Origin of the sequence: Shinella sp. AETb1-6 (genome assembly GCF_009826875.1) — a bacterium.
GTDB lineage: Bacteria > Pseudomonadota > Alphaproteobacteria > Rhizobiales > Rhizobiaceae > Shinella > Shinella sumterensis.
Map to the genome: position 1 here is coordinate 95209 of NZ_WUMM01000011.1, position 20584 is coordinate 115792.

Below are 20584 nucleotides of genomic sequence, written 5' to 3' on the forward strand. Positions count from 1 at the left end.
CAAGGCACCGGGCGATGCCCGGCGTCAACAGGGAAGCTTTGCCAACTGATCCAACAGAAAGGAGAAAACATGAGTGTTCGTGATCTGATTCCCTGGGGCCGCAACAATGGCAACCAGGTTCCGAGTCTCCTGCGCGATGACGACCGTGATCCGTTCCTGTCGCTGCATCGCGAGGTGAACCGTCTGTTCGATGACGTCTTCCGCGGCTTCGGTTCGGGCCTGCCGTCCTTCGGCAACGGCTCCGCATTCAGCGCCGGCTGGCCGAGCGTCGAAATCTCCGATACCGACAAGGAGATCAAGGTAACCGCAGAGGTGCCCGGCCTTGAAGAGAAGGATATCGAGGTCCTGCTCAACGACGGTATCCTGACGCTGAAGGGCGAGAAGCGCTCCGAGACCGAAGACAAGGACCGCCAGTTCACCGAGCGATACTATGGCCGCTTCGAGCGCCGCATCCCGCTCGGCGTTGAGATCGCGGAAGACAAGGTCGACGCGCATTTCAAGAATGGCGTGCTGACAGTGATCCTGCCCAAGACCGAGAAGGCGCAGTCGCAGGTCAAGCGCATCGCCATCAAGAGCTGATCGATCCGATCTACCTGGCGGCTGGCCTTTGGCGGTCGCCAGTGTCCTTCGCCAACAGGGAGGGATGAACAATGGAGACTTCAAGAGAGACACACCACGAAATCACAACGCCGACTTTCGCTTCCCGCGCTTCGAACGACAACCTGCGCGGCCGGCTCTCTTTTGGGCGGTCATTATTTCCCGAGGATGCCGTTGCGCGCATCTTTAAACCATCTCGCTCAGTGACGACGTCAGGGACCGCGCGAACCAAGGGATGGCGGCTCGTCTTCGAGCGTCGCAGCGCACCCTTCATCGAGCCTTTGATGGGGTATACAGGCGGCCACGATACGCTCACGCAGGTCGAGCTGGAATTTCTCACCCTTCAATCTGCCATTCGCTACGCCGAGCGGCAGGGCCTGAGCTACGTCGTGCAGAGGCGGGCGACCAAGCCGGCCAGACGGACCAGGCAACCGCTGGTCCAGCGACCGAAGCGGTCGTCTCATGCCTTCTCCGACACGACGCTGGAACGGCTCGGCCTTTCGGCACTTCAGGACAGCTATGATCAGGCGCTCGACGGCGCGGCAACCCGCAATGATCCGTCCGGACCGGAAAGCTGGTCCTCACCGATGGATGTTGTCAGCGACAGGACGCTGTCGCTTCAGGCCAAACGCTCCATCCTGATGAACTGGGCCTGGACCGAGTACCTGGTCGACCAGGCAACCAACGAGGGCATGCCGGAAAACAAACGACCATCGCGCCTCGACGAGGTCGAGCAGGCACTGCTCGCGCTCGAACGTGATGCCGAGCGTTGGAATTCCCATGTCACGATCGATCGAAACGCCGCGTGAGGTGCAGCCATGGACCCGCTTGTAGTCTTCGATTGTCAGAAGATCCTGCCGAACAGATTTGCTCTGGCGCTCGCCGCGGCCGCCCGCAGCCGTGCCCTTAACCGCGGCGCCGAGCCAAGGCTTGACCGGCAGGGCGTAAACGCGAGCGAGCTTGCGTTGCTGGAGATCGCCCACGGGGCGTTTGTTGAGGATGAACTGGCGCCGTACCTGTTCCCATCGTCGGCAGGCGCACCTCTCCTGACGGCTCCGTCCACTACACCCGAGTTTCGCGGCGACGGCCGTTCAAGCGCTGCCGCCGCACCCGTCTCCTCTTTGCAGGAGGCGGTCCATTGATGATGCAACCAACCGATGAGGAGAAAAGAACGATGCTGAAGTCCCTGTCTTCGAACAACCGGACGGCTTTCGATATCGTCAATATCGTTGCCGGTCTTGGTCTTCTGATCTCACCCTGGCTGCTCGGCTTTACCGCCGAGACCTACGCCGCCTGGAACGGCTGGATCGTCGGCGCGGCCGTCGCCCTGATCGCCGTCGCCGCGCTCTACGCCTTTTATGAGGTGGAGGAGTGGGTCAACCTCGTGCTCGGTATATGGGCTGTGGTCGCTCCATGGGTCCTCGGCTTCTCAGCCGTGACGGCAGCCATGTGGGCGCATGTCATTGCCGGCCTTGTCGTCGCGGTATTGGCCGCCGGCAGCATCTGGTTCAGCCATAACAGTCCACTCTCGACCGCATAAGCTGACGAAGAACGGGTCCGGACCTTCGGGCCCGTTCTTTTTATGCCTTTCGTGCCTCGCGCCGGAAAAGAAGAACACCATCAATTCAGGAGCAACCGATGTTCGATCTCGCCCCGAGGCTTCGCACGATTGCCGCGTCCGCAGCCATCGCCGCCGGAGCCGTCCTGTTCACCGTCACCCCCGCCGTCGCGCAGATAGCAGGGCCGGCACCTTCGTCCACCAGCCTTCCGACACTGGCGCCGATGCTTGAGCATGTCACGCCGGCCGTGGTCAATATTGCTGTCGTCTCGCGTTCGTCGGTCGAGAGCAATCCCCTTTACAGCGATCCCAACTTTCGCCGCTTCTTCAATCTGCCGGAGCAGCAACCGCGCGCCAGGATGAGCGCGGGCTCGGGCGTCATCGTCGACGCCGTGAAGGGCTATGTGCTGACTAATCATCATGTCGTCGATGGCGGCACCGAAATCTCCGTCACCCTGAAGGATGGACGTCAGCTGCCCGCAAAACTCATTGGCAGCGACAAGGAAACCGACATCGCGTTGCTCCGGATCGAAGCGAAAAACCTCACCGCGATCCAGATAGGCGATTCCGATCGCCTCAAGGTGGGCGACTATGTCGTCGCCATCGGCAACCCTTTCGGTCTCGGCCAGACGGTAACTTCAGGCATCGTCAGCGCGCTCGGACGGAGCGGCTTGAACATCGAGGGCTATGAGGACTTCATCCAGACCGATGCCTCGATCAACCCCGGCAATTCCGGCGGTGCACTGGTGACGCTCGACGGCAAGCTGGTCGGGGTCAACACAGCAATCCTCAGTCCCGCCGGCGCCAACGTCGGTATCGGCTTTGCGGTGCCCAGCAGCATGGCGATAACGGTGATGAACCAGTTGATCGCCCATGGCGAGGTTCAGCGCGGCAGGCTGGGCATCGGTATCCAGGATCTCACGCCGGATCTGGCGGAAGCCCTCAAGCTCGGCGACCTGCGGGGCGCCCTGATTGCCAATGTCGAACCCGGCTCGTCGGCCGAGCGCGCCGGATTGAAGACCGGCGACGTGGTGACGGCGATCGACGGGCGACCTGTCCACGGCGCCACCGATCTCAGGAACCGCATCGGGTTGACCCCGGCAGGCAGCAAGATCCGGCTGACCGTGAAGCGCGGGGATGACGAGCAGGTTGTTGCCGCCACGATCGCAGCCGAAGATAAGGCCTCAGCAGATCTTTCCGGCACGGCGCTCGATGGTGCCAGAATGCGAGACACGTCGGATGCCGAATCCGCTGAGGTTGGCGCCTCCGGCGTGGTGATCGAAAGCGTAGCTCCCGACAGCCTCGCCGCTCGCTCCGGACTTCGGGCCGGTGACATGATCGTTGCGGTAAACCGGGTCCCCGTCGCTTCGATCACCGACTTGCGACGGGCGATCGACGAAAAACCAGCTATAGTCGCCCTTGAACTGATCCGCGATGGCGGCCGCTTGCTGCTGGTCTTGCGGTAATGGGAGTCGTCGCATGGAGATGAACAGGAAGACACGGTTTAATATCGGCTATTGGATCGTCGCCGTCTTCATTCTGATGGCGATCCAGTATTTCCTCGCGACAGCAACCCAGGTTGCGCAAATCCCCTATAGTCAATTCGAAACCGACCTCCGCGACGGCAAGATCGCCGAAGTCGCCGTCTCCGATAATTTCATCCAGGGCCGTTACAAACAGCCGCAGAACGAGCGTCCGTATTTCATCACGACGCGCGTGGAACCCGACCTCGCCCAGCAGCTTCAGAGCCACGGCGTGGTGGTGACCGGCCAGATCGAAAGCACGTTCCTGCGCGATCTTCTGTCCTGGCTCATTCCCGTGGCGCTCTTCGTCGGTGTCTGGATGTTCATGCTGAGGCGCATGGGCGGCGGGGTCGGCGGCGGCCTGATGCAGATCGGCAAGAGTAAGGCCAAAATCTATGTCCAGTCCGATACCGGCGTGACGTTCAAGGACGTCGCAGGCGTCGACGAAGCCAAGGAAGAACTCAAGGAGATCGTCGACTTCCTCAAGGACCCGGTAGGCTACGGCCGGCTCGGCGGCCGCATGCCGAAAGGCGTGCTTCTCGTCGGCCCGCCCGGTACCGGCAAGACATTGCTGGCGCGCGCGGTCGCCGGAGAGGCCGGCGCGCCGTTCTTCTCGATCTCCGGCTCCGAATTCGTCGAGATGTTCGTGGGCGTCGGCGCGGCGCGCGTACGCGACCTCTTCGAACAGGCGCGCGCCAGGGCGCCGGCGATCATCTTCATCGATGAGCTCGACGCTATGGGACGTGCGCGCGGCATCGGCCCGATGGCGGGCGGCCACGACGAGAAGGAACAGACGCTCAACCAGCTTCTGGTGGAGCTCGACGGTTTCGACTCGTCCACCGGCCTCGTGCTTCTTGCAGCGACCAACCGCCCCGAGATCCTCGATCCCGCCCTCCTCAGAGCCGGGCGCTTCGACCGTCAGGTGCTGGTTGATCGGCCCGATAAGGTGGGGCGCATCCAGATCCTCAACGTGCATTTGAAGAAGGCTAAGCTGGCTCCCGAAGTCGATGTCGAGCAGATCGCCGCGCTCACGCCGGGCTTTACGGGCGCTGACCTTGCCAACCTCGTCAACGAGGCGACGCTGCTTGCCACGCGCAGGAAGGCGAATGCGGTCTCCATGGACGATTTTAACAACGCGATCGAACGCATCGTCGCCGGCCTCGAAAAGCGCAACCGGTTGCTCAATCCCAAGGAGCGGGAGATCGTCGCGCATCACGAAATGGGCCATGCGCTGGTCGCAATGGCCCTGCCGGGCGTCGACCCCGTGCACAAGGTTTCGATCATTCCGCGCGGCATAGGCGCGCTCGGCTATACGATCCAGCGCCCGACGGAAGACCGCTTCCTGATGACCCGGGAGGAACTGCAGAACAAGATGGCGGTCCTGCTCGGCGGCCGCGCCGCGGAATGGATCATCTACGGCCATCTTTCGACGGGTGCTGCCGACGATCTGGTCAAGGTTACGGATATCGCCAGAGCCATCGTCACCCGCTACGGCATGACGGAGAAGCTGGGGCACGTGGCGCTGGAGAAGGACAGGCGGTCCTTCCTCGCGACCGACCAGCCCTATTACGGGCCGCAGGAACACGAATATTCCGATGAGACTGCCGCAACGGTCGATGAAGAGGTCCGTCGCATCATAGACGAGACCTTCGACCGGGCAGTGGCCATTCTCGAAGAGCGCAAAAATACGCTGGAGCGGGCCGCACGGCTTCTCCTTGAAAAGGAGACTTTGGATGAGGCTGACTTGAAGTCGCTTCTGGCTCGGCGTGACGCCGCGGTTCAGTCAATCTGAACAGGCCGGGTTTGCCGCATCACGTTCCCTACCAGGCGTCGGTCGAGCTGCGCGGCGATAATAGGAACGGCAGCCGCTCCCGCTGCACCAAGCCGTTGACCAGCTTCGCGAGAACGACGCGGTTGGTAACGTCAATTCGAAGCCATGGATGAGCCTTTCGCTGACCTGGCGGTATTTCTCACGTCTGTCCTCAAATCGTCGCTTAGTGCCTCGCGTGAGTCCGAGGCCTCCTGTAATGACGCAAGAACTTCTTGCCTCGAAAGAGGCGTAGTGCGTTCTGTCCCGGTCGCGGCGCTTGTCAGTGCTTCAATGCCGATAGGATCGATGCAGCGGTGGGAAAATCATCTTCCCTTGCGCTGCGGATAGCAAATACAACGCGCAGGGCGCCGAACACTGTGATGCTGAGGAACAGCAGCGCGTTGACCCACGCGAAAGCCCACATCAGCCAAAAAGGTGCCGGGTCGTCGGTCGTGAGCAACGACATGATATGATGGCTCCCGGCAAGGAAGCCGATCAGCAGGATCAGCGCCGCCGGTGTGACGAGGGCAAGATCGATCAGTTTCAGCGCAAACAATCGGGTCGGCTTCGGCAGCGAGCTTCTTAGGCCGCTTGCTCTAACGGCTTCCCGGAAATGTCCCAGCGACATTGCCTGACGAAACAGCGTGTGACCGGGGCGGGCAACCAAGGTCAGTGCCGTCCGAATAACACCTGCCCCAACAAGAGCCAGCGTCAACCAGATCGTTGGTTGAAAGAGGCTGGACACATCGACCTGGGACAGCGCCCGGAACATTCCGTAAATCAGCCAGAGCGGAGCGACCGTGATGGCGACGCGCAACGGCGCAATCATCAGCTCAAGGCGACGAAGCTGCCCGATCGAGAATTGGCGAGTGTCCTGTTCCAACATGGCTCTCCTATCGTAGTCATCGCATTTCACCATGATCAGCTCGGATCTTCAATCGAAACTGCTCAGGTTTGAACGAGAGATTGAGAGCGCGTCACCGCGCTCGCTTCCCATAAGGAGCATCCGCCTCACGGCGGACGCGCTTCTCCTTCATGACATTGCCGCTCATACGATAAGGCGAAGATCAGGCCAACGGGCAAGCGCGCCGGAGGGCGCTGTCGGCCGTCGAAAAAATAGGCTTTCACCGCTTCGCGCCGAACCTTCCGATTTTTCCCCCATCCGACCCATGACCGGATCTCCGCCCTACCGGGAGCGGGCTTGCGCCCCCTCCCTTCGTCCCGAGGACGTGCGGGCACGTCCTTCGGACCAAAGGAAGAAGGCTTCGCCCACAGCGGGGTTTGAAGACCCGTTCAATGGAAAATCAGGAGATTGAAGCCATGACAACAATCATCATCGAACTGAACAAGCTGGACGCCGACCCCAAGAACGTCCGCAAGAGATATGACCCTGTCAAACTTCGCGAACTTGCCGCGAACATTGGCGCCGAGGGGATTCTGCAAAACCTCGTCGTGCGGGCCGGCGACAAACGCGGCCGCTATTTCGTGACGGCTGGCGAACGCCGCAGGCTGGCGCTGCTGCTCTTGGTGGAGCAGGGCAAGATCGCAAAGAACCATCCGGTCGAATGCAATGTCCGCGACGGTTCGAACGCAACGGAACTCAGCCTGTCGGAAAATTTATTTCGGGAGGACATGGCCCCGGTTGAGCAGTACGAGGCCTTCTCGATCTTGGCGACCGAGGGCAAGTCGATTGCCGACATTGCCGCGCATTTCAGCGTGACCGAAATCATCGTGCGCCGCCGTCTCGCTCTGGCGAGGGTGTCCCCTAAGCTGCTTGAGCTTCACCGCGACGGAGAGATGACCTTCGAGCAGCTTTCCGCCTTCACGGTTTCCGACGACCACGAACGGCAGGTGCAGGTCTGGGAGAGCTTGCCGCAGTGGGATCGCAAGGCCCGCCAGATCAAGTCCGCTCTCATGACCGAGGAGGTCGCCAGCACCGACAGGCGCGTCGTCCTGATCGGCGGACTGGATGCCTATGAACAGGCAGGTGGTGCCGTGCGTCGCGATCTCTTCGATGAAGAGGGCGGCGGTTACGCGCTGGACGTCGCATTGCTCGACAGGCTCGCGATTGAAAAACTGGAAGACGCCGCCGTGCCCTATTGTGAGCAGGGCTGGAAATGGGTGGAGACGGCATTCGAGCGCCCGGACTGGATTTTCAACTTTCCGCGCATCTACCCGCAGGAGAGCGAGCTTTCCGCCGACGATCAGGCCGAACATGACGCGCTTTGCCAAGAACATGACGATTTGACCGAACTGATCGACGGCGAGGACGACGTGGACGCAGATGACAAGTCTATCGAGGCCGCTGTTCAGCGGCTCGCTGAAATCGACAAGCGTCTCGATGAAGTCTCCGCGAGGCAGGAAACCTATCTGCCGGAGGACATGGCACTCAGCGGCGTGGTGGTGTTCATCAACCGCTTCGGCAATGCGGAAGCCGCCATCGGGATCATCAGGGAAGAAGACGAGGTCGAGGCACCGGACGACGACGACAGCGACGAAGCAGTGGCGGAAGATGGTGAAGCCGGCCTGGAAGCCGTCAACCCCAGTGGCGAAAGCAGCGCGACCGAGGAGCACACCTCGAAGTTCACGCATCCTCAATCGTTGATCGAGGTTCTGACGGCGAAGAAGACCGCTGCCCTGCGCGTGGAACTGGCGAACAATCCCGATGTGGCCTTGGCCGCCGTGGTTCATGCCATGCTGTTGCGGATCAGCTACGGCGGCTATGTGTCCGAACAAAGCGCCTTGCAGGTGTCGCTCATCCATGAGCGCACGGGCAAATGGATCAAGGAGCCGGAAGATCGCGCGGCCTCGGTTGCGTTCGAAAGCCTGCAGGAAAACTACGGGCAAAAAATCCCCGGCAATGCCGCCGACCTGTTCGACTGGTGCCTTGAGCAGAACCGCGAGCAGCTTCTCTCTCTCCTGGCTTTCGCTGCCGCACATGCCGTCAACGCGGTGGAGGTGAAGTTCTCCGACCGCCGGAAAGGCATCGAACAGGCCAACCAGCTTGGCCGCGCCCTCAAGGTCGATATGACGAATTGGTTTGAAACCACCGCCGACAGCTATTTCAGCCACGTCAACCGCCGAGGGATTGAGCAGGCAGTCCTTGAAGCACGGGGACCAGAGGCCGCCCTTGCGGTTTCTGCCGCATCCAAGAAGGCAGAGGCCGTACTGATCGCGGAACGCAAGGTGAAGGGTTCTCGCTGGCTCCCGGCTCCTGTTCGGATCGCAGCCGATCCGAGTGCCGAGGTCGAGGCCGATGCGCAACCGGTGCCGATGGCGGCGGAATAGCCCCGTCGTTGCCAGCCGACCACCCCGAAGGGCTTGCACCTTCGGGGTGGCAATAGGAAACCTTGGAGACAGACAATGAGCATCTACACCGAGACCGCACGTTTCGACACTGGCCGCGCGCTGACTGAAACCGAAATGCGCCGCAGCGTCCCTTCCATCTTTGCCGTGACCGGCCATGAAAGCCGGTCTGAACGCTTCCAGCCCATTCCCACCATCGAGGTTTTGCGTGGGCTCATCCGGGAGGGGTTCATGCCGGTTGGAGCAAAACAGTCGCGCAGCCGCACTGAAGGCAAGGCTGACTTCACGAAGCATCTGATCCGCCTCCGCCGTATCGATGACGGCAAGGTTTACAACGTGGGCGACACCGTTTGCGAAATTCTCCTCAAGAATGCCAATGACGGAAGCAGCGCCTATGAACTGATGGCGGGGCTGTTTCGCATCCGATGCCTCAATTCTCTGGTAGCGCAGACCGGGACCATCGATGCGATCAAGGTGCGCCACTCCGGCGACGTTGCTGGAAGGGTGATCGAAGGCACCTATCGCGTCCTTGGCGAAGCCGAACGTACTCTTGCCGCGCCACAGGACTGGTCGACGCTGCGGCTGAACCGGGAAGAGAGGCACATTCTTGCGGACGCTGCCCATGTTCTTCGGTTTGGCGACAGCGAAGGCGAGACGACGACGCCGATCAAGCCGAAACAGTTGCTTGTTCCGCGCCGTCATGACGACCGTGCTGACGATCTCTGGACGGTCTGGAACGTGGTGCAGGAAAATGCCGTCAAGGGCGGCCTGCGCGGCGTGGGACGCGACGACCTCGGCAGGCCGCGCCGCGTGAAGTCTCGCGCCGTCAACGGCATCGATCAAGACATCAAACTCAACAAGGCGCTGTGGCTGCTTGGCGAGCGGATGGCTGCTCTGAAATCGTGAGGCGAACCAGATGCGTCGCTGCATAGGCGGCGCATCGCCCATTCTCGGCGTTTGCCCGTCCCGGCCGCCATCGAAGCGGCGCGGGACAGAGGCGAGGGGTGCCCCTTGCGCCCCACCCCTCGGCGCTCCCCGCCCTCCCATGAAAAACGGAGCGCAAAGGAGCGGGGGCAGTCGGTCCCGCTTCCCCTTCTGGCCACTATGTTGAAGCTCCTGTGGCTGCCCTTCTTCCGCTCCTTGCGCGTCGAGAATTCCCGAAATCCCGGCCCACGGCCGGCGCTATGCCGATTTCTCCGATGCTCTTCATTCTTGCGGGATCGCGCCTTGCTCGTTTCACGTCGCGCCGTCGCGATCGACAGGGAAAGTCTGCGCACCAGCGCTGTCCGCATTCGTTTTCCAGCCGCAGCGCCGCCGGGCGGCGCGGCCCGCGGCCGCAGTGAGCCGGGATATCCGGCGAACGCAGCAGGCGGAGGAAACCCGCGCTCCCACATAGCGCCGTAGGGTTTTCCGGAGCCTCGTGGGAAACGACCGCGTGACCTTTGAATGAAAGTCCGAAAGGTCCAGGCCATCCGCTCGTCGAGCGGAGCGCGCTCTATGCCGAAGGCACGGAGCCGGCCTGGGGCCGTCTCCGCCGACCCCGGTGACGATCGCTTGTCCGGTCGGGGGCTTGCACCCCCGGCATCGAGGCCCGTTCCGGTCCGCCTTGTTTGTTGTCGCCCCTGACATCGCCGGCCGGCCGGATCAAGAGGCAGGCGCGGCAAGCCGCTTGTCGCGTCGGAATAAAAACGGCTTTCCGCCTTTGGCCGAACCTTCCGTTTTTCCCCCGCCACGACCCCTTGACCCGAACAACCGCCGCCGAGGGGCGGGCTTTCGCCCTCCCCCCTCTGTCCGGGGGAATGTCAGAGGCCATTCCCCCGGAAAGACCGGGGAGGCTTCGCCCGAGGGGGCTTGCCCTTCGGGGTGGCAACAGCAACCAATGGAGACAGACAATGACCGACTACGCAAACTTCATCCGCTTCGGTGAGGACAACACCCTCACCGGCAACATCGCTTCCATCTCCTACGACCTCGATATCACGGGCAAGGAAAACCGCAGCACCAACCCCGATGCGCCGGTCTACCGCCTCTATGGCAAGTCCCCGAGGGGCCGGCAGGTTGAAATCGGTGCGATCTGGCAGAGGAAGAACCAGAGCGGCGGGGACTATTACAGCCTCTCCATCAACACCGGCCACGGCAGGCTCAATGCCAATCTGGGCCGCTACCCCGGTCAGGACGACGAAGACCTGATGGCCGTCATTCCTTGGGATTGAGACATGGGGAGAACCGGGGGCGCTGCCGATACGGCGGCGCTCCTCCAAACGCGGCCAAGCGTGAGACCACTTCGCGGGAAGAAGGAGATTATCCGATGACAAATTCATTCACGGGCTACCTTGTCGATGCCAAGGCAGGAACCATTCGTAGCGTGGAAATCGACCGCAACGACGTCCTGAAGTCCATTTATGCCCATATCGGCTGCACCTGCATCGATGTCGTGCGGATGGACGATCACCACGCCGCATATTGCGACGACAACGGCCTTGTCGACGGCCTTGAGTGCTTCACGCAACTGGCGGATTTTCCGTCGCCTCTTGCGGGAAACCTGCTGGTGACGGGCGTGAACGAGGAAGGCGACAGCGTATCCCCGACACATTCCATAGATGTCATCGCTGACCGGTTCCTGATTTCTCGGGCCGTCTTCGATCCCGCCTTCGAGCATATCGATAGGCCAGGCCTTATCGGCACTCGTGTCGCGGGCTTCAACATTCGCATTCAGCAAGACCGTCCAAAAATCATCCGCTCGGAGGTCTGAACATGACCGACCGGCAAAAAGAAGTTGAGGTGTACGATACTACCTCGAACCTCGGCGGCAGCCTCACCGTCTCCATCATCGAGGAAATCGATGAAATGACCGTCAAGGTGCGCGTCTGGTATGGACGCGCCACCATCAACGGCTGGGAAACGTGGCGGGAATGGGATGGCTCCATGTTCACCACGACACGCGACCGCCTCACGAAGAAGCGCATCATGCCGCTTTATTCAAAACGGCCCTAGATCGCGGGGCTGACAGAGAAGGGCCGGAACCGGCCCTTCTCGCAGGGTGACTCTGATCAGGAATTCTCCGCGCAACCTGCCAACGTGATCGGCTGGTTGAAGATGCCGTCCAAATTTGCCGGCTGGAGCCCGCGCCGGGGCATCGAACCCCGGCGCGGGCTTTTGCCGCGCAAAGCGTCAAACCGTCCGATCCATCGGGCCGGTTCATTCATCGGATCGCCGGCGGGCTCCACCTGTTGCCGGTCAGCCAACCATTCTTTGCCCGGAGTTATATTTCGACCCGTATCCGCGCAAGCGCTTCTGCCTCAGAAGGGCGAGAAAGAGTTCGACCGCCTCCTCCTCGCACTGAAAATGATGCGCCAGCTTCTGGCCTCCCGTGCCGATACGTCCCCAACGTCGGGTCAGGCAGGTATCCCCGAACAGCGTAGGCTCGATAGACATGGCATAGTAGCGGGCCATGTTTTTCGAAGCGTCTATTTTCTCAACGTAGAGGTGATAGGGCTGTGCAATCATGGAGGCAGGATCGCGCAGACGAGAGTCCGGGTCCAACGAGAGATGTGAATCGGTCGACGCCAATTGATTCATGTCGTTGATGGATGGTCGAATGGTCGGCGTTGCCAACCTTAGATCAATCGGCTGAATCAAGACGTAGATGGTCTCGCTTCTACGATCGCGACGCCCTCCGTCTTTTCCTGCCTTCTGTGCTTCGTCGGCGTCGAGCGAATGCGGTTGAAGATTGGCGGGAGAAACGGAACGTCCTGCCAGACCACGTCGATTTCGAAGAGGGTGTCGCTGTTGCGATTGCGCCAGCGCACCTCCTCCCGCGTGACGAAGGGTGGCGCGATTTCAGCGAGTGCTGCGAGCGGTGCGAGCGGTGCGAGCACAAGCACGCAGAAGAGACATACGGTTCTGACGAGAACGATGCCAAGTGGTGGGAGAATGTCTGCGCTGATGATCGCGCTGGCACTCAGAAAGGGCGCAGCTATGATGAACGCGACCCAGATCATCAATGGGCCGACAAGCGAATACCATGTCTTTCTCCAGTGCTTCATGTGCTTTGCTCACTCGTTATGGCTGGGATTGGCCGCGCGGGTTGTCGCTGGTCCGGGGATCGTTTGATGAAATCTATTCTGGCCGACGCAAGCCTTCATGTCGTCACGCCGGAACCAGATCGCGCGCCCGCATCTGAGCGGCGGATTGCCTGATGTGACGACGATCTGTTCGTCGCCGCGCATGCGCAGGACCTCGTGCGGCATGATCAATGGCCGACGGCTGAGCTGCTTCGAGCGCGAGCGTGACGATCCCTTCATTCCCGTGGAGCGGTTTGTCTGGTCGACCTCGACCGTCGTGTCGCCGCAGCGCTTCGAGATGTAGTCGGCCGTGTCCGGGTCGTTGATCGCCGCGAACGAGATCCACGATGCGGATTCGAACCATTTGCTTGTCGCGTCACGGCCACCATAGGCTTCGCGCATCTGGCCGATCGACTGGAAGACCATGGTGAGCGTGATGCCATACTTCCTGCCGGCGTCGCGCGCCGTTTCGAGGATGCGCAGATAGCCGAGGCGGGCGACCTCGTCGAGCAGAAATAACGTCCTTCCCGCGACCTCGCCATTGCGATTATAGATGGCATTGAGCAGCGAGCCGATCACAACGCGCGCCAGCCCCGGATGTGCCTCCAGCACCTTGAGATCGAGCGCGATGAACAGGTCCGTGCCGCCTCCCGCGAGATCGTCGGTCGAGAAACTGTTGCCCGACACGAGCGCCGCATAGTTCGGGTAGGACAGCCAGTGCGTTTCCTTCACCGCGTTGGCGTAGACGCCGGAAAAGGTCTCCGGTGTCATGTTGACGAAGACGGCAACATTCTCCTTCACGAAATCAGACTCGGACTGCTCATAAATCCGTGTCAAGCGCTCGCGGAGCTTCGGCTCCGGCTCCGACAGATTTGACCGGACGCGGCGCAGCGTCTGGTCCTTCTCGTCCGTATGCCCGGACAGGCAGACGTCGGCGATCAGCGCCGTCAGGAGCTGCATGGCGGATACTCGGAAGAAGTCGTCGCGGGCCGACGCCGTGCGTGCATTGTCGGTCATGATCCAGGTCGCCACCGCGACGATATCCTCTTCCTTGGTGTTGCCGTGTCGGCCGATCCAGTCGAGCGCGTTGAAACCGATCGCGGGCGTGGCGGGATCGAGCACGATCACGTTTCGGCCGGCCTTGCGCCGATGATCGACGACCATCGGCGCGACCTCGCTCGACGGATCGAGCACCACGAGGCCGCCGCCCCACCTAAGGGCAGTCGGGATCGTCACCGAGGTCGTCTTGAAGCCACCGGAACCGGCGAAGACGATACCGTGCGACGAACCGAACGAGCCGTCGAAGCACAACAAGGGAGACCTGCCGCCGGCGCCCCAGCTCCGCGCGTCACCGGCGCGGAACGGCATCCCCGCTACGCTGTCCTTGTCGACGCGGTAACGTTCACCAATCACGATGCCGCCGGCATCGGGAAACAGCTTGACGGCGTCGGCCATCTTCATCCAGTCGGCCTCGCCGTGCACGGCCCGCTTCCCCGCGATCCGCCGCGGCGCTGCTTTCGCAAAGGCGGCGTTCCCCCTGGTCGCGACGCGCAGTGCGAAGATCCCGCTCAAGACGGCGGCGCATGCGCCGAGCATCGCCGACGGATCCGTATAGGCGAAAACCGACTGGCCTTGAGGCACCCGATCAGCAAGAGCAAAGAGCCGCCACCCTTCGCGTGCGATCGCCGCGATGCAGACGACGAAAGCACTAGCCAATACGCTCCAACCGGCTGCCTTGATGTTTGCCGCGCCCGCCGTCGCGAACAGGAAGATGACGCCGATCGCTGCGGCCGCGGTGTAGGGCAGGGCGAGGCCGATCCGGCCGAGCATCAGTTTCGCCTGGGGCGACGTTCCGAAACCCGAGAGCCAGGTTTCGATGCCGAACATTGCCAGCATGGCTGCGATCATGAATGCGGCTGGCAGGATTGTGAGAAGGAGCCTATTCACCGTCATGACCGAATGCCTCTGCGCCGATTGCGGTCAGGCGCGAGCGCTCGGCTTCGTCTCCGCGGATGCGCCCCGCGGCGTCGATCAGCAGGCCGAGCAACAGTGCCCGTTTCTCGTAGCGCAGCCCGGCCTTCACGATCAGGCCGCCGAGCTCGATTTTCTCGCGCGTGTCTTTCTTTCGCGCGTCGCTCGAATTGGTTTGCCGCATCCGCTCAAGCCTCGCCAGCGCCGCCCGCATCCTCGCCAGGCGCGACCGCCGTGGACGTGTCGCCGCCGGTCCTGCCGTCACCGGCATTCTTCTTCCCGGTCGCAACTTCCTTGCCTCCGCGAAACCGCCCGGCGATGTCCTCGAACGCTGCCTGAAGTGCGGCTTCCTCGATCTCGATTTCGCCGAGGCCGGCCTTCAGCGCGATCCTGCCAATGCGCTCGGCCTCGCGTGTCTCGGCTGCTTTGAGCTGATCCTGGAGCCTGGCGATTTCTTCCCTGATCTTCGACGACGGTTTCTTCATTTCGGTGGCACTCCTTTGTGGTTTTGGCGTTGCATGGGCGACGCCAAAACTCCTCCGGATGCCTAGCCAAGGAAATGTGCAGATTTGCACGTCGGCAAGGCCGACACTTTGGACCATCATCCCGGCCGTTCCGAAGGAGCGGTTCCAAGGGCGCAATTATACGTCGCTGACGCGACGCCTTGCGCTGAGGCCTGAACGGCCTGCCCAGCTCCCGACGAACGAGGTTCGAACCAGGAGACTCGCCGCGGTGGCCATCGCCCACTTCTCCGTCAGCATTGTCAGCCGCGGCGACGGCCGCAGTGCCGTGCTGTCGGCCGCCTACCGGCACTGCGCGAAGATGGAGTACGAGCGCGAGGCCCGCACCATCGACTACACGCGCAAACAGGGGCTCCTGCACGAGGAGTTTCTCCTACCGGCCGGTGCCCCGAAATGGGCGCGGATGCTGATAGCCGATCGCTCGATTGCCGGTGCTTCGGAAACCTTCTGGAACAAGATCGAGGCCTACGAGAAACGCTCTGATGCCCAGCTCGCCAAAGACCTGACCATTGCCCTGCCGCTGGAACTGACGCCCGAGCAGAACATCGCACTGGTGCGGGATTTCGTGGAGCGGCACATCCTGTCGAAGGGCATGGTCGCGGACTGGGTCTATCACGACAATCCAGGCAATCCCCACATCCACCTGATGACGACCCTGCGTCCGCTGACCGAGGACGGCTTCGGCGCGAAGAAGGTCGCGGTAACAGGCGAAGACGGACAGCCATTGCGAAACAAGGCGGGCAAGATCGTCTACGAGCTATGGGCCGGCGGGACGGATGACTTCAATGCCTTTCGTGACGCCTGGTTCGAGCGTCTCAACCATCACCTGGCGCTGAACGGGATCTCGCTGCGCGTCGATGGTCGATCTTACGAGAAGCAGGGCATCGATCTGGAGCCGACCATCCATCTCGGCGTCGGGGCAAAGGCGATCGAGCGGAAGGCGGAGAAGCAGGGCGTTCGGCCGGAGCTGGAACGGCTCGAGCTGAATGAGAAACGCCGCAGCGAGAATGCGCGTCGTATTCTTCGCAAGCCCGGGATTGTGGTCGACCTGATCACGCGGGAGAAGAGCGTCTTCGATGAACGCGATGTCGCGAAAGTTCTGCATCGTTATATCGATGACCCGGCTGTTTTCCAGCAGCTGATGTTAAGTATCATCCTGAATCCCAAAGTTCTCCGCCTCCAGCGCGACACGATCGACTTCGCCACCGGCGCGAAGGTGCCGTCGCGCTATTCGACACGGGAGATGATCCGGCTCGAAGCGACGATGGCGCGGCAGGCGATGTGGCTGTCGGGCCGTGAAACCCATGACGTCGATGACAAGGTGCTGGCGGCGACCTTCGCGCGACATGCGCGCCTGTCCGACGAGCAGAAGGCGGCGATCGAACGGATTGCCGGTTCCGCGCGGATAGCAGCCGTGGTCGGCCGCGCCGGCGCAGGCAAGACCACGATGATGAAGGCTGCGCGCGAGGCCTGGGAGCTCGCCGGATATCGCGTGGTCGGTGGCGCCCTTGCCGGCAAGGCGGCCGAGGGACTGGAGAAGGAGGCGGGCATCGTCTCCCGCACACTCGCTTCCTGGGAGCTGCGCTGGCAACAGGGCCGTGACACGCTCGACGCCAGGACCGTGTTTGTCATGGACGAGGCCGGCATGGTCGCCTCGAAACAGATGGCGGGCTTTGTCGATGGTGTTGTCCGGGCCGGCGCGAAGATCGTGCTGGTCGGCGATCCCGAGCAGCTTCAGCCGATCGAGGCGGGCGCTGCCTTCCGCGCCATCGTCGATCGTATCGGCTATGCCGAGCTCGAGACGATCTACCGCCAGCGCGAAGAGTGGATGCGGCATGCCTCGCTCGATCTCGCGCGCGGCAACATAGAACAGGGGTTGATGGCCTATCGCACCCGCGGTCATGTCGTTGGAGAAAAGCTGAAGTCGGAAGCCGTCGAAAGCCTCATCTCGGCTTGGAACCACGACTACGATCCCACGAAGTCGATGCTGATGCTGGCGCATCTGCGCCGCGACGTCCGCATGCTCAATGTCATGGCCCGCGAAAAGCTCGTCGAGCGCGGTATCGTCGGAGAGGGACACGTCTTCAGGACCGCCGACGGCATTCGCCAGTTCGACGCCGGCGATCAGATCGTTTTCCTGAAGAACGAGGGTTCGCTCGGCGTCAAGAACGGGATGATCGGCCGCGTGATCGAGGCCGCGCCCAGCCGCATCGTCGCGGTCGTGGGCGAGGGCGATCAGCGCCGGCAGGTGACGGTCGAGCAGCGGTTCTACAATGATGTCGATCACGGTTATGCCACCACGATCCACAAGAGCCAGGGCGCCACTGTCGACCGGGTGAAAGTGCTGGCTTCACTCTCTCTGGATCGCCACCTGACCTATGTCGCTATGACGCGCCATCGAGAGGACCTTCAGGTCTATTTCGGGCGCCGCTCCTTCGAAATGAACGGTGGGCTCACCAAGATCCTGTCCCGGCGAAACGCCAAGGAAACAACGCTCGACTATGAGCGCGGCACGCTCTACCGCGAGGCGCTTCGCTTCGCCGAAAACCGCGGTCTGCGCATCGGTGAGGCTGCGCGGACGCTGCTGCGCGACCGGCTCGACTGGACGCTGCGCCAGAAAAGCAAGCTCACCGATCTCACCAACCGCCTTCGCCAACTCGGTGAACGTTTCGGCCTGCGGCAATCCCCGCCAACCCAATCAGCTAAGGAGTCGAAACCCATGGTCGCCGGCATCACCCGGTTCGAGAATTCCGTTGCAGACACGGTTGAGCAAAAACTCGACGCCGATCTGGCGCTGAAGAAGCAATGGGAGGAGGTCTCGATCCGCTTCCGCTATGTCTTCGCTGATCCCGAGACGGCGTTTCGGGCGATGAACTTTGATGCCATGTTGGCCGACAGGGACGCGGCGCGACAGGTGCTTCAGAAGCTTGAGGCCGAGCCGACGTCGATCGGTCCGCTCAGGGGCAAGACCGGCATTCTTGCCAGCAAGACGGAGCGCGAGGCGCGACGCGTCGCCGAGATCAATGTGCCCGCCCTGAAGCGCGACCTCGAACGCTATCTCCACATGCGCGAAAGCGCCACACAGCGCATGGCGGCTGACGAACAGGCGCTGCGCCAGCGCGTCTCGATCGACATCCCGGCCCTGTCGCCTGATGCACGCGCGGTGCTCGAGCGCGTGCGCGATGCGATCGACCGCAACGATCTTCCCGCCGCCCTTGCATATGCGCTGAGCAACCGCGAGACGAAGCTGGAGATCGACGGGTTCAACAAGGCCGTCACCGAACGCTTCGGCGAACGCACCCTGCTGACCAATGCCGCACGTGAGCCATCGGGCAAACTCTTCGACAAGCTCTCCGAGGGAATGCAGCCACAGGAGAAGGAACGTCTCAAGGAAGCCTGGCCGGTCATGCGCACGGCCCAGCAGGTCGCCGCCCATGAGCGTACCACCGAGACCCTGCGGCAGGTCGAGGAACTGCGTCTCGCGCAACGCCAGACTCCGGTTGTGAAGCAATGAAGCGGCGCGGTGCGATCATGCTGTTGAGCACGTCAATGGTTGCTATCGCGGGCCTCATCACGGCTGCGGTCGTCGGTGGCTATCGGCTGAACCTGACGCCGAGCGAGCCGCTCGGGCTCTGGCGCATCGAGAAACTCAATCGTCCGGTCGAGGCAGGAGATCTCGTCTTCATCTGCTCGCCCCCGACCGCAAAGTTCGAGGAAGCGCGACTGCGAGGATATCTCCGACGGGGCTTGTGCGCCGGCGGGTTCGCGCCGCTGATCAAGACCGTCGCAGCGCTTCCCGGACAGCATGTCGAAGTTACCGACCACGTCGTGATCGAAGGCCGTTCCCTTGCCGCATCCGTCGTCCGGAAGACGGACGGAGAGGGCAGGACGATCACGCCATATCCTGGTGGCATCGTGCCATCAGGACATCTCTATCTCCACTCCTCTTTTGCGAGCTCCTATGACTCCCGATACTTCGGACCTGTCCCCGACAGCGGCCTTCTCGGCCTCGCCCGGCCGATCCTCACCTTCGATCCGTGATCGCATTTCTGATCGTTGGCGATTTGAGTTGCTCATCGTCGCATCCGTCGTCTGCGGCTCAGTCGGCTGGAGCGGCAACGTGCTCGCTCTTCCGGCCGCGATGCTCTTCCCGGCGCTTTGGGCGATGTCGCCATCGCGCACGGTCGCGGCCCTCGTGTCGGCGGGCTACTTCCTGGCCGCCTCGCGCGGCCTGCCGCAGGGTGTCGCGAACTTCTATTCAGCCGATCTTTGGCCGGGCTTCCTGCTCTGGTTCGCGGCCTCACTCTCCTTTGTCGCCGTGCATGCGGCTCTTTGGACAAGGCATCCGGGAAGGGGCCACTCGGGAATAGGACGACCGGTGCGTTATCTGGCGGCGGCGGTGCTGACGGGGCTGCCGCCCTTTGGGATCACGGGGTGGGCGCATCCGCTGACCGCAGCCGGCGTATTGTTTCCCGGATGGGGATGGTGGGGATTGCTCGCGACTGCAGCCGGCCTGCTCGTCATGGTGACGAGACTATGGCCGGCTGTGGCAATGGCCCTCTGCGGCTTCTGGCTGTGGTCCGCCGCATCGTGGACAGATCCGAACCTACCGGAAGCGTGGAGCGGCGGCGATCTTGAATACGGCCAGATGCTCGGTCGCGATGGGTCGCTCGAGTATCACAGTGACCTGATCGCAACTGTGCGCAAGGCGGCAGGCAAGGGAACCCGCGTCATCATCCTTCCCGAAAGCGCGCTCGGTTTCTGGACGCCGACGGTCGCTCGCCTTTGGCGGGAGGGACTGAATGGGCTGGATGTCACAGTCGTCGCCGGCGCCGCCATCATCGATGCGCAAGGCTACGACAACGTCATGGTGGCGGTTGGTTCCGGCGCAGCGGACATCCTCTACAAGGAGCGCATGCCGGTTCCGGTTTCCATGTGGCAGCCATGGCTTCGGCGGACGGGGCAGGGCGGCGGCGGTGCCCGCGCCCATCTGTTCGCCAATCCGGTCGTCGAGAGCGAGGGAACCCGGATCGCGCCGCTCATCTGCTACGAGCAGCTCATCCTCTGGCCGGTCCTGCAGTCGATGCTGCATTCCCCTGGCGTCATCGTCGCAACGGGTAACGGCTGGTGGACCGCTGGCACTTCGATCATTGCGATCCAGAAGGCGAGCGTGACCGCCTGGGCAAAGCTCTTCGACCTGCCCGTCGTAATGGCCTTCAACACATAACGGAGAC

Annotated in this window: 20 protein-coding genes; 14 read left to right on the forward strand and 6 right to left on the reverse strand. The window is 62.2% G+C overall.

Translation table 11 applies throughout. The features are described 5' to 3' along the window. Window positions 1-69: 69 nt before the first annotated feature. The 6 genes from GR158_RS19035 (at window position 70) to ftsH (ending at window position 5470) form a co-directional block, all read left to right on the forward strand. Window positions 70-579: an Hsp20/alpha crystallin family protein gene (locus GR158_RS19035; RefSeq protein ID WP_160872180.1), complete on the forward strand. Its 510-nt coding sequence runs from the start codon at window positions 70-72 to the stop codon at window positions 577-579. Between the two features lie 71 nt (window positions 580-650). Then, entirely contained in the window at window positions 651-1406 is a 756-nt protein-coding gene (locus GR158_RS19040) for an NADH dehydrogenase ubiquinone Fe-S protein 4 (protein WP_160872181.1), read from the forward strand. A 9-nt stretch (window positions 1407-1415) separates the two neighbouring features. Further along, window positions 1416-1739: a DNA-directed RNA polymerase subunit omega gene (locus tag GR158_RS19045; RefSeq protein WP_160872182.1), complete on the forward strand. Its 324-nt coding sequence runs from the start codon at window positions 1416-1418 to the stop codon at window positions 1737-1739. A gap of 32 nt (window positions 1740-1771) precedes the next feature. Next, window positions 1772-2137, forward strand: coding sequence for an SPW repeat protein (locus tag GR158_RS19050; protein ID WP_160872183.1), 366 nt, complete (start codon window positions 1772-1774; stop codon window positions 2135-2137). Window positions 2138-2235: 98 nt separating this feature from the next. Continuing rightward, the gene (locus GR158_RS19055) at window positions 2236-3621 is read left to right on the forward strand and encodes a DegQ family serine endoprotease (protein ID WP_160872184.1); all 1386 of its coding nucleotides are present in this window, start codon (window positions 2236-2238) and stop codon (window positions 3619-3621) included. A gap of 13 nt (window positions 3622-3634) precedes the next feature. Further along, complete coding sequence (gene ftsH / locus GR158_RS19060; RefSeq protein WP_202402358.1) at window positions 3635-5470, forward strand: ATP-dependent zinc metalloprotease FtsH; 1836 nt, start codon at window positions 3635-3637, stop codon at window positions 5468-5470. 298 nt (window positions 5471-5768) lie between these two features. On the opposite strand, the gene GR158_RS19065 is transcribed toward ftsH, so the two are convergent. Next, window positions 5769-6374, reverse strand: a complete 606-nt coding sequence (locus GR158_RS19065; protein ID WP_160872185.1) for a hypothetical protein — start codon at window positions 6372-6374, stop codon at window positions 5769-5771. Window positions 6375-6808: 434 nt separating this feature from the next. On the opposite strand from GR158_RS19065, the gene GR158_RS19070 reads away from it, so the two are divergent. The 5 genes from GR158_RS19070 (at window position 6809) to GR158_RS19090 (ending at window position 11788) form a co-directional block, all read left to right on the forward strand. Next, window positions 6809-8776 (forward strand): ParB/RepB/Spo0J family partition protein, encoded by a 1968-nt coding sequence (locus tag GR158_RS19070; RefSeq protein ID WP_160872186.1) that lies wholly within the window; start codon window positions 6809-6811, stop codon window positions 8774-8776. Window positions 8777-8851: 75 nt separating this feature from the next. Beyond that, window positions 8852-9700 carry a DUF932 domain-containing protein gene (locus tag GR158_RS19075; protein ID WP_160872187.1) on the forward strand — a complete coding sequence of 283 codons (849 nt, stop codon included), beginning with the start codon at window positions 8852-8854 and terminating at the stop codon, window positions 9698-9700. 986 nt (window positions 9701-10686) lie between these two features. Further along, complete coding sequence (locus tag GR158_RS19080; protein WP_085421452.1) at window positions 10687-11007, forward strand: DUF736 family protein; 321 nt, start codon at window positions 10687-10689, stop codon at window positions 11005-11007. A 95-nt stretch (window positions 11008-11102) separates the two neighbouring features. Then, window positions 11103-11546, forward strand: coding sequence for a DUF3846 domain-containing protein (locus GR158_RS19085; protein ID WP_160872188.1), 444 nt, complete (start codon window positions 11103-11105; stop codon window positions 11544-11546). A gap of 2 nt (window positions 11547-11548) precedes the next feature. After that, a complete protein-coding gene (locus tag GR158_RS19090) occupies window positions 11549-11788 on the forward strand; it encodes a hypothetical protein (RefSeq protein WP_133036457.1) in 240 nt (79 codons plus the stop codon). A 243-nt stretch (window positions 11789-12031) separates the two neighbouring features. Here the strand turns inward: GR158_RS19090 and GR158_RS19095 are convergent, their stop codons facing one another. From GR158_RS19095 to traC, 5 genes are read right to left on the reverse strand one after another with little or no spacing between them, the layout of a single operon-like run. Beyond that, on the reverse strand, window positions 12032-12409 hold the full coding sequence (locus tag GR158_RS19095; RefSeq protein WP_371731760.1) for a WGR domain-containing protein: 378 nt from the start codon (window positions 12407-12409) through the stop codon (window positions 12032-12034). Window positions 12410-12429: 20 nt separating this feature from the next. Further along, window positions 12430-12840 (reverse strand): hypothetical protein, encoded by a 411-nt coding sequence (locus tag GR158_RS19100; RefSeq protein WP_133036458.1) that lies wholly within the window; start codon window positions 12838-12840, stop codon window positions 12430-12432. Window positions 12841-12849: 9 nt separating this feature from the next. After that, window positions 12850-14811, reverse strand: a complete 1962-nt coding sequence (gene traG / locus GR158_RS19105) for a Ti-type conjugative transfer system protein TraG (RefSeq protein WP_160872189.1) — start codon at window positions 14809-14811, stop codon at window positions 12850-12852. Further along, window positions 14798-15013, reverse strand: a complete 216-nt coding sequence (traD, locus tag GR158_RS19110) for a type IV conjugative transfer system coupling protein TraD (protein WP_085421446.1) — start codon at window positions 15011-15013, stop codon at window positions 14798-14800. Before traD ends, traG begins: the two co-directional genes overlap by 14 nt. Before the next feature lie 4 nt (window positions 15014-15017). Beyond that, on the reverse strand, window positions 15018-15314 hold the full coding sequence (gene traC / locus GR158_RS19115; RefSeq protein WP_085421445.1) for a conjugal transfer protein TraC: 297 nt from the start codon (window positions 15312-15314) through the stop codon (window positions 15018-15020). Window positions 15315-15561: 247 nt separating this feature from the next. On the opposite strand from traC, the gene traA reads away from it, so the two are divergent. The 3 genes from traA to GR158_RS19130 are packed head-to-tail and all read left to right on the forward strand — an operon-like array spanning window position 15562 to window position 20577. Continuing rightward, window positions 15562-18864 (forward strand): Ti-type conjugative transfer relaxase TraA, encoded by a 3303-nt coding sequence (gene traA, locus GR158_RS19120; protein ID WP_160872190.1) that lies wholly within the window; start codon window positions 15562-15564, stop codon window positions 18862-18864. Between the two features lie 35 nt (window positions 18865-18899). Next, window positions 18900-19391, forward strand: coding sequence for a conjugative transfer signal peptidase TraF (gene traF / locus GR158_RS19125; protein WP_245507846.1), 492 nt, complete (start codon window positions 18900-18902; stop codon window positions 19389-19391). Between the two features lie 28 nt (window positions 19392-19419). Next, on the forward strand, window positions 19420-20577 hold the full coding sequence (locus GR158_RS19130) for a conjugal transfer protein TraB (RefSeq protein ID WP_245507847.1): 1158 nt from the start codon (window positions 19420-19422) through the stop codon (window positions 20575-20577). The last annotated feature ends 7 nt before the right edge of the window (window positions 20578-20584 follow it).

Coding starts and splice junctions, on each gene's coding strand:
- GR158_RS19035 (WP_160872180.1), top strand. CDS start 70: ATGAGTGTTCGTGATCTGATTCCCTGGGGCCGCAACAATGGCAACCAG.
- GR158_RS19040 (WP_160872181.1), top strand. CDS start 651: ATGGAGACTTCAAGAGAGACACACCACGAAATCACAACGCCGACTTTC.
- GR158_RS19045 (WP_160872182.1), top strand. CDS start 1,416: ATGGACCCGCTTGTAGTCTTCGATTGTCAGAAGATCCTGCCGAACAGA.
- GR158_RS19050 (WP_160872183.1), top strand. CDS start 1,772: ATGCTGAAGTCCCTGTCTTCGAACAACCGGACGGCTTTCGATATCGTC.
- GR158_RS19055 (WP_160872184.1), top strand. CDS start 2,236: ATGTTCGATCTCGCCCCGAGGCTTCGCACGATTGCCGCGTCCGCAGCC.
- ftsH (WP_202402358.1), top strand. CDS start 3,635: ATGGAGATGAACAGGAAGACACGGTTTAATATCGGCTATTGGATCGTC.
- GR158_RS19065 (WP_160872185.1), bottom strand. CDS start 6,374: ATGTTGGAACAGGACACTCGCCAATTCTCGATCGGGCAGCTTCGTCGC.
- GR158_RS19070 (WP_160872186.1), top strand. CDS start 6,809: ATGACAACAATCATCATCGAACTGAACAAGCTGGACGCCGACCCCAAG.
- GR158_RS19075 (WP_160872187.1), top strand. CDS start 8,852: ATGAGCATCTACACCGAGACCGCACGTTTCGACACTGGCCGCGCGCTG.
- GR158_RS19080 (WP_085421452.1), top strand. CDS start 10,687: ATGACCGACTACGCAAACTTCATCCGCTTCGGTGAGGACAACACCCTC.
- GR158_RS19085 (WP_160872188.1), top strand. CDS start 11,103: ATGACAAATTCATTCACGGGCTACCTTGTCGATGCCAAGGCAGGAACC.
- GR158_RS19090 (WP_133036457.1), top strand. CDS start 11,549: ATGACCGACCGGCAAAAAGAAGTTGAGGTGTACGATACTACCTCGAAC.
- GR158_RS19100 (WP_133036458.1), bottom strand. CDS start 12,840: ATGAAGCACTGGAGAAAGACATGGTATTCGCTTGTCGGCCCATTGATG.
- traG (WP_160872189.1), bottom strand. CDS start 14,811: ATGACGGTGAATAGGCTCCTTCTCACAATCCTGCCAGCCGCATTCATG.
- traD (WP_085421446.1), bottom strand. CDS start 15,013: ATGCGGCAAACCAATTCGAGCGACGCGCGAAAGAAAGACACGCGCGAG.
- traC (WP_085421445.1), bottom strand. CDS start 15,314: ATGAAGAAACCGTCGTCGAAGATCAGGGAAGAAATCGCCAGGCTCCAG.
- traF (WP_245507846.1), top strand. CDS start 18,900: ATGGTTGCTATCGCGGGCCTCATCACGGCTGCGGTCGTCGGTGGCTAT.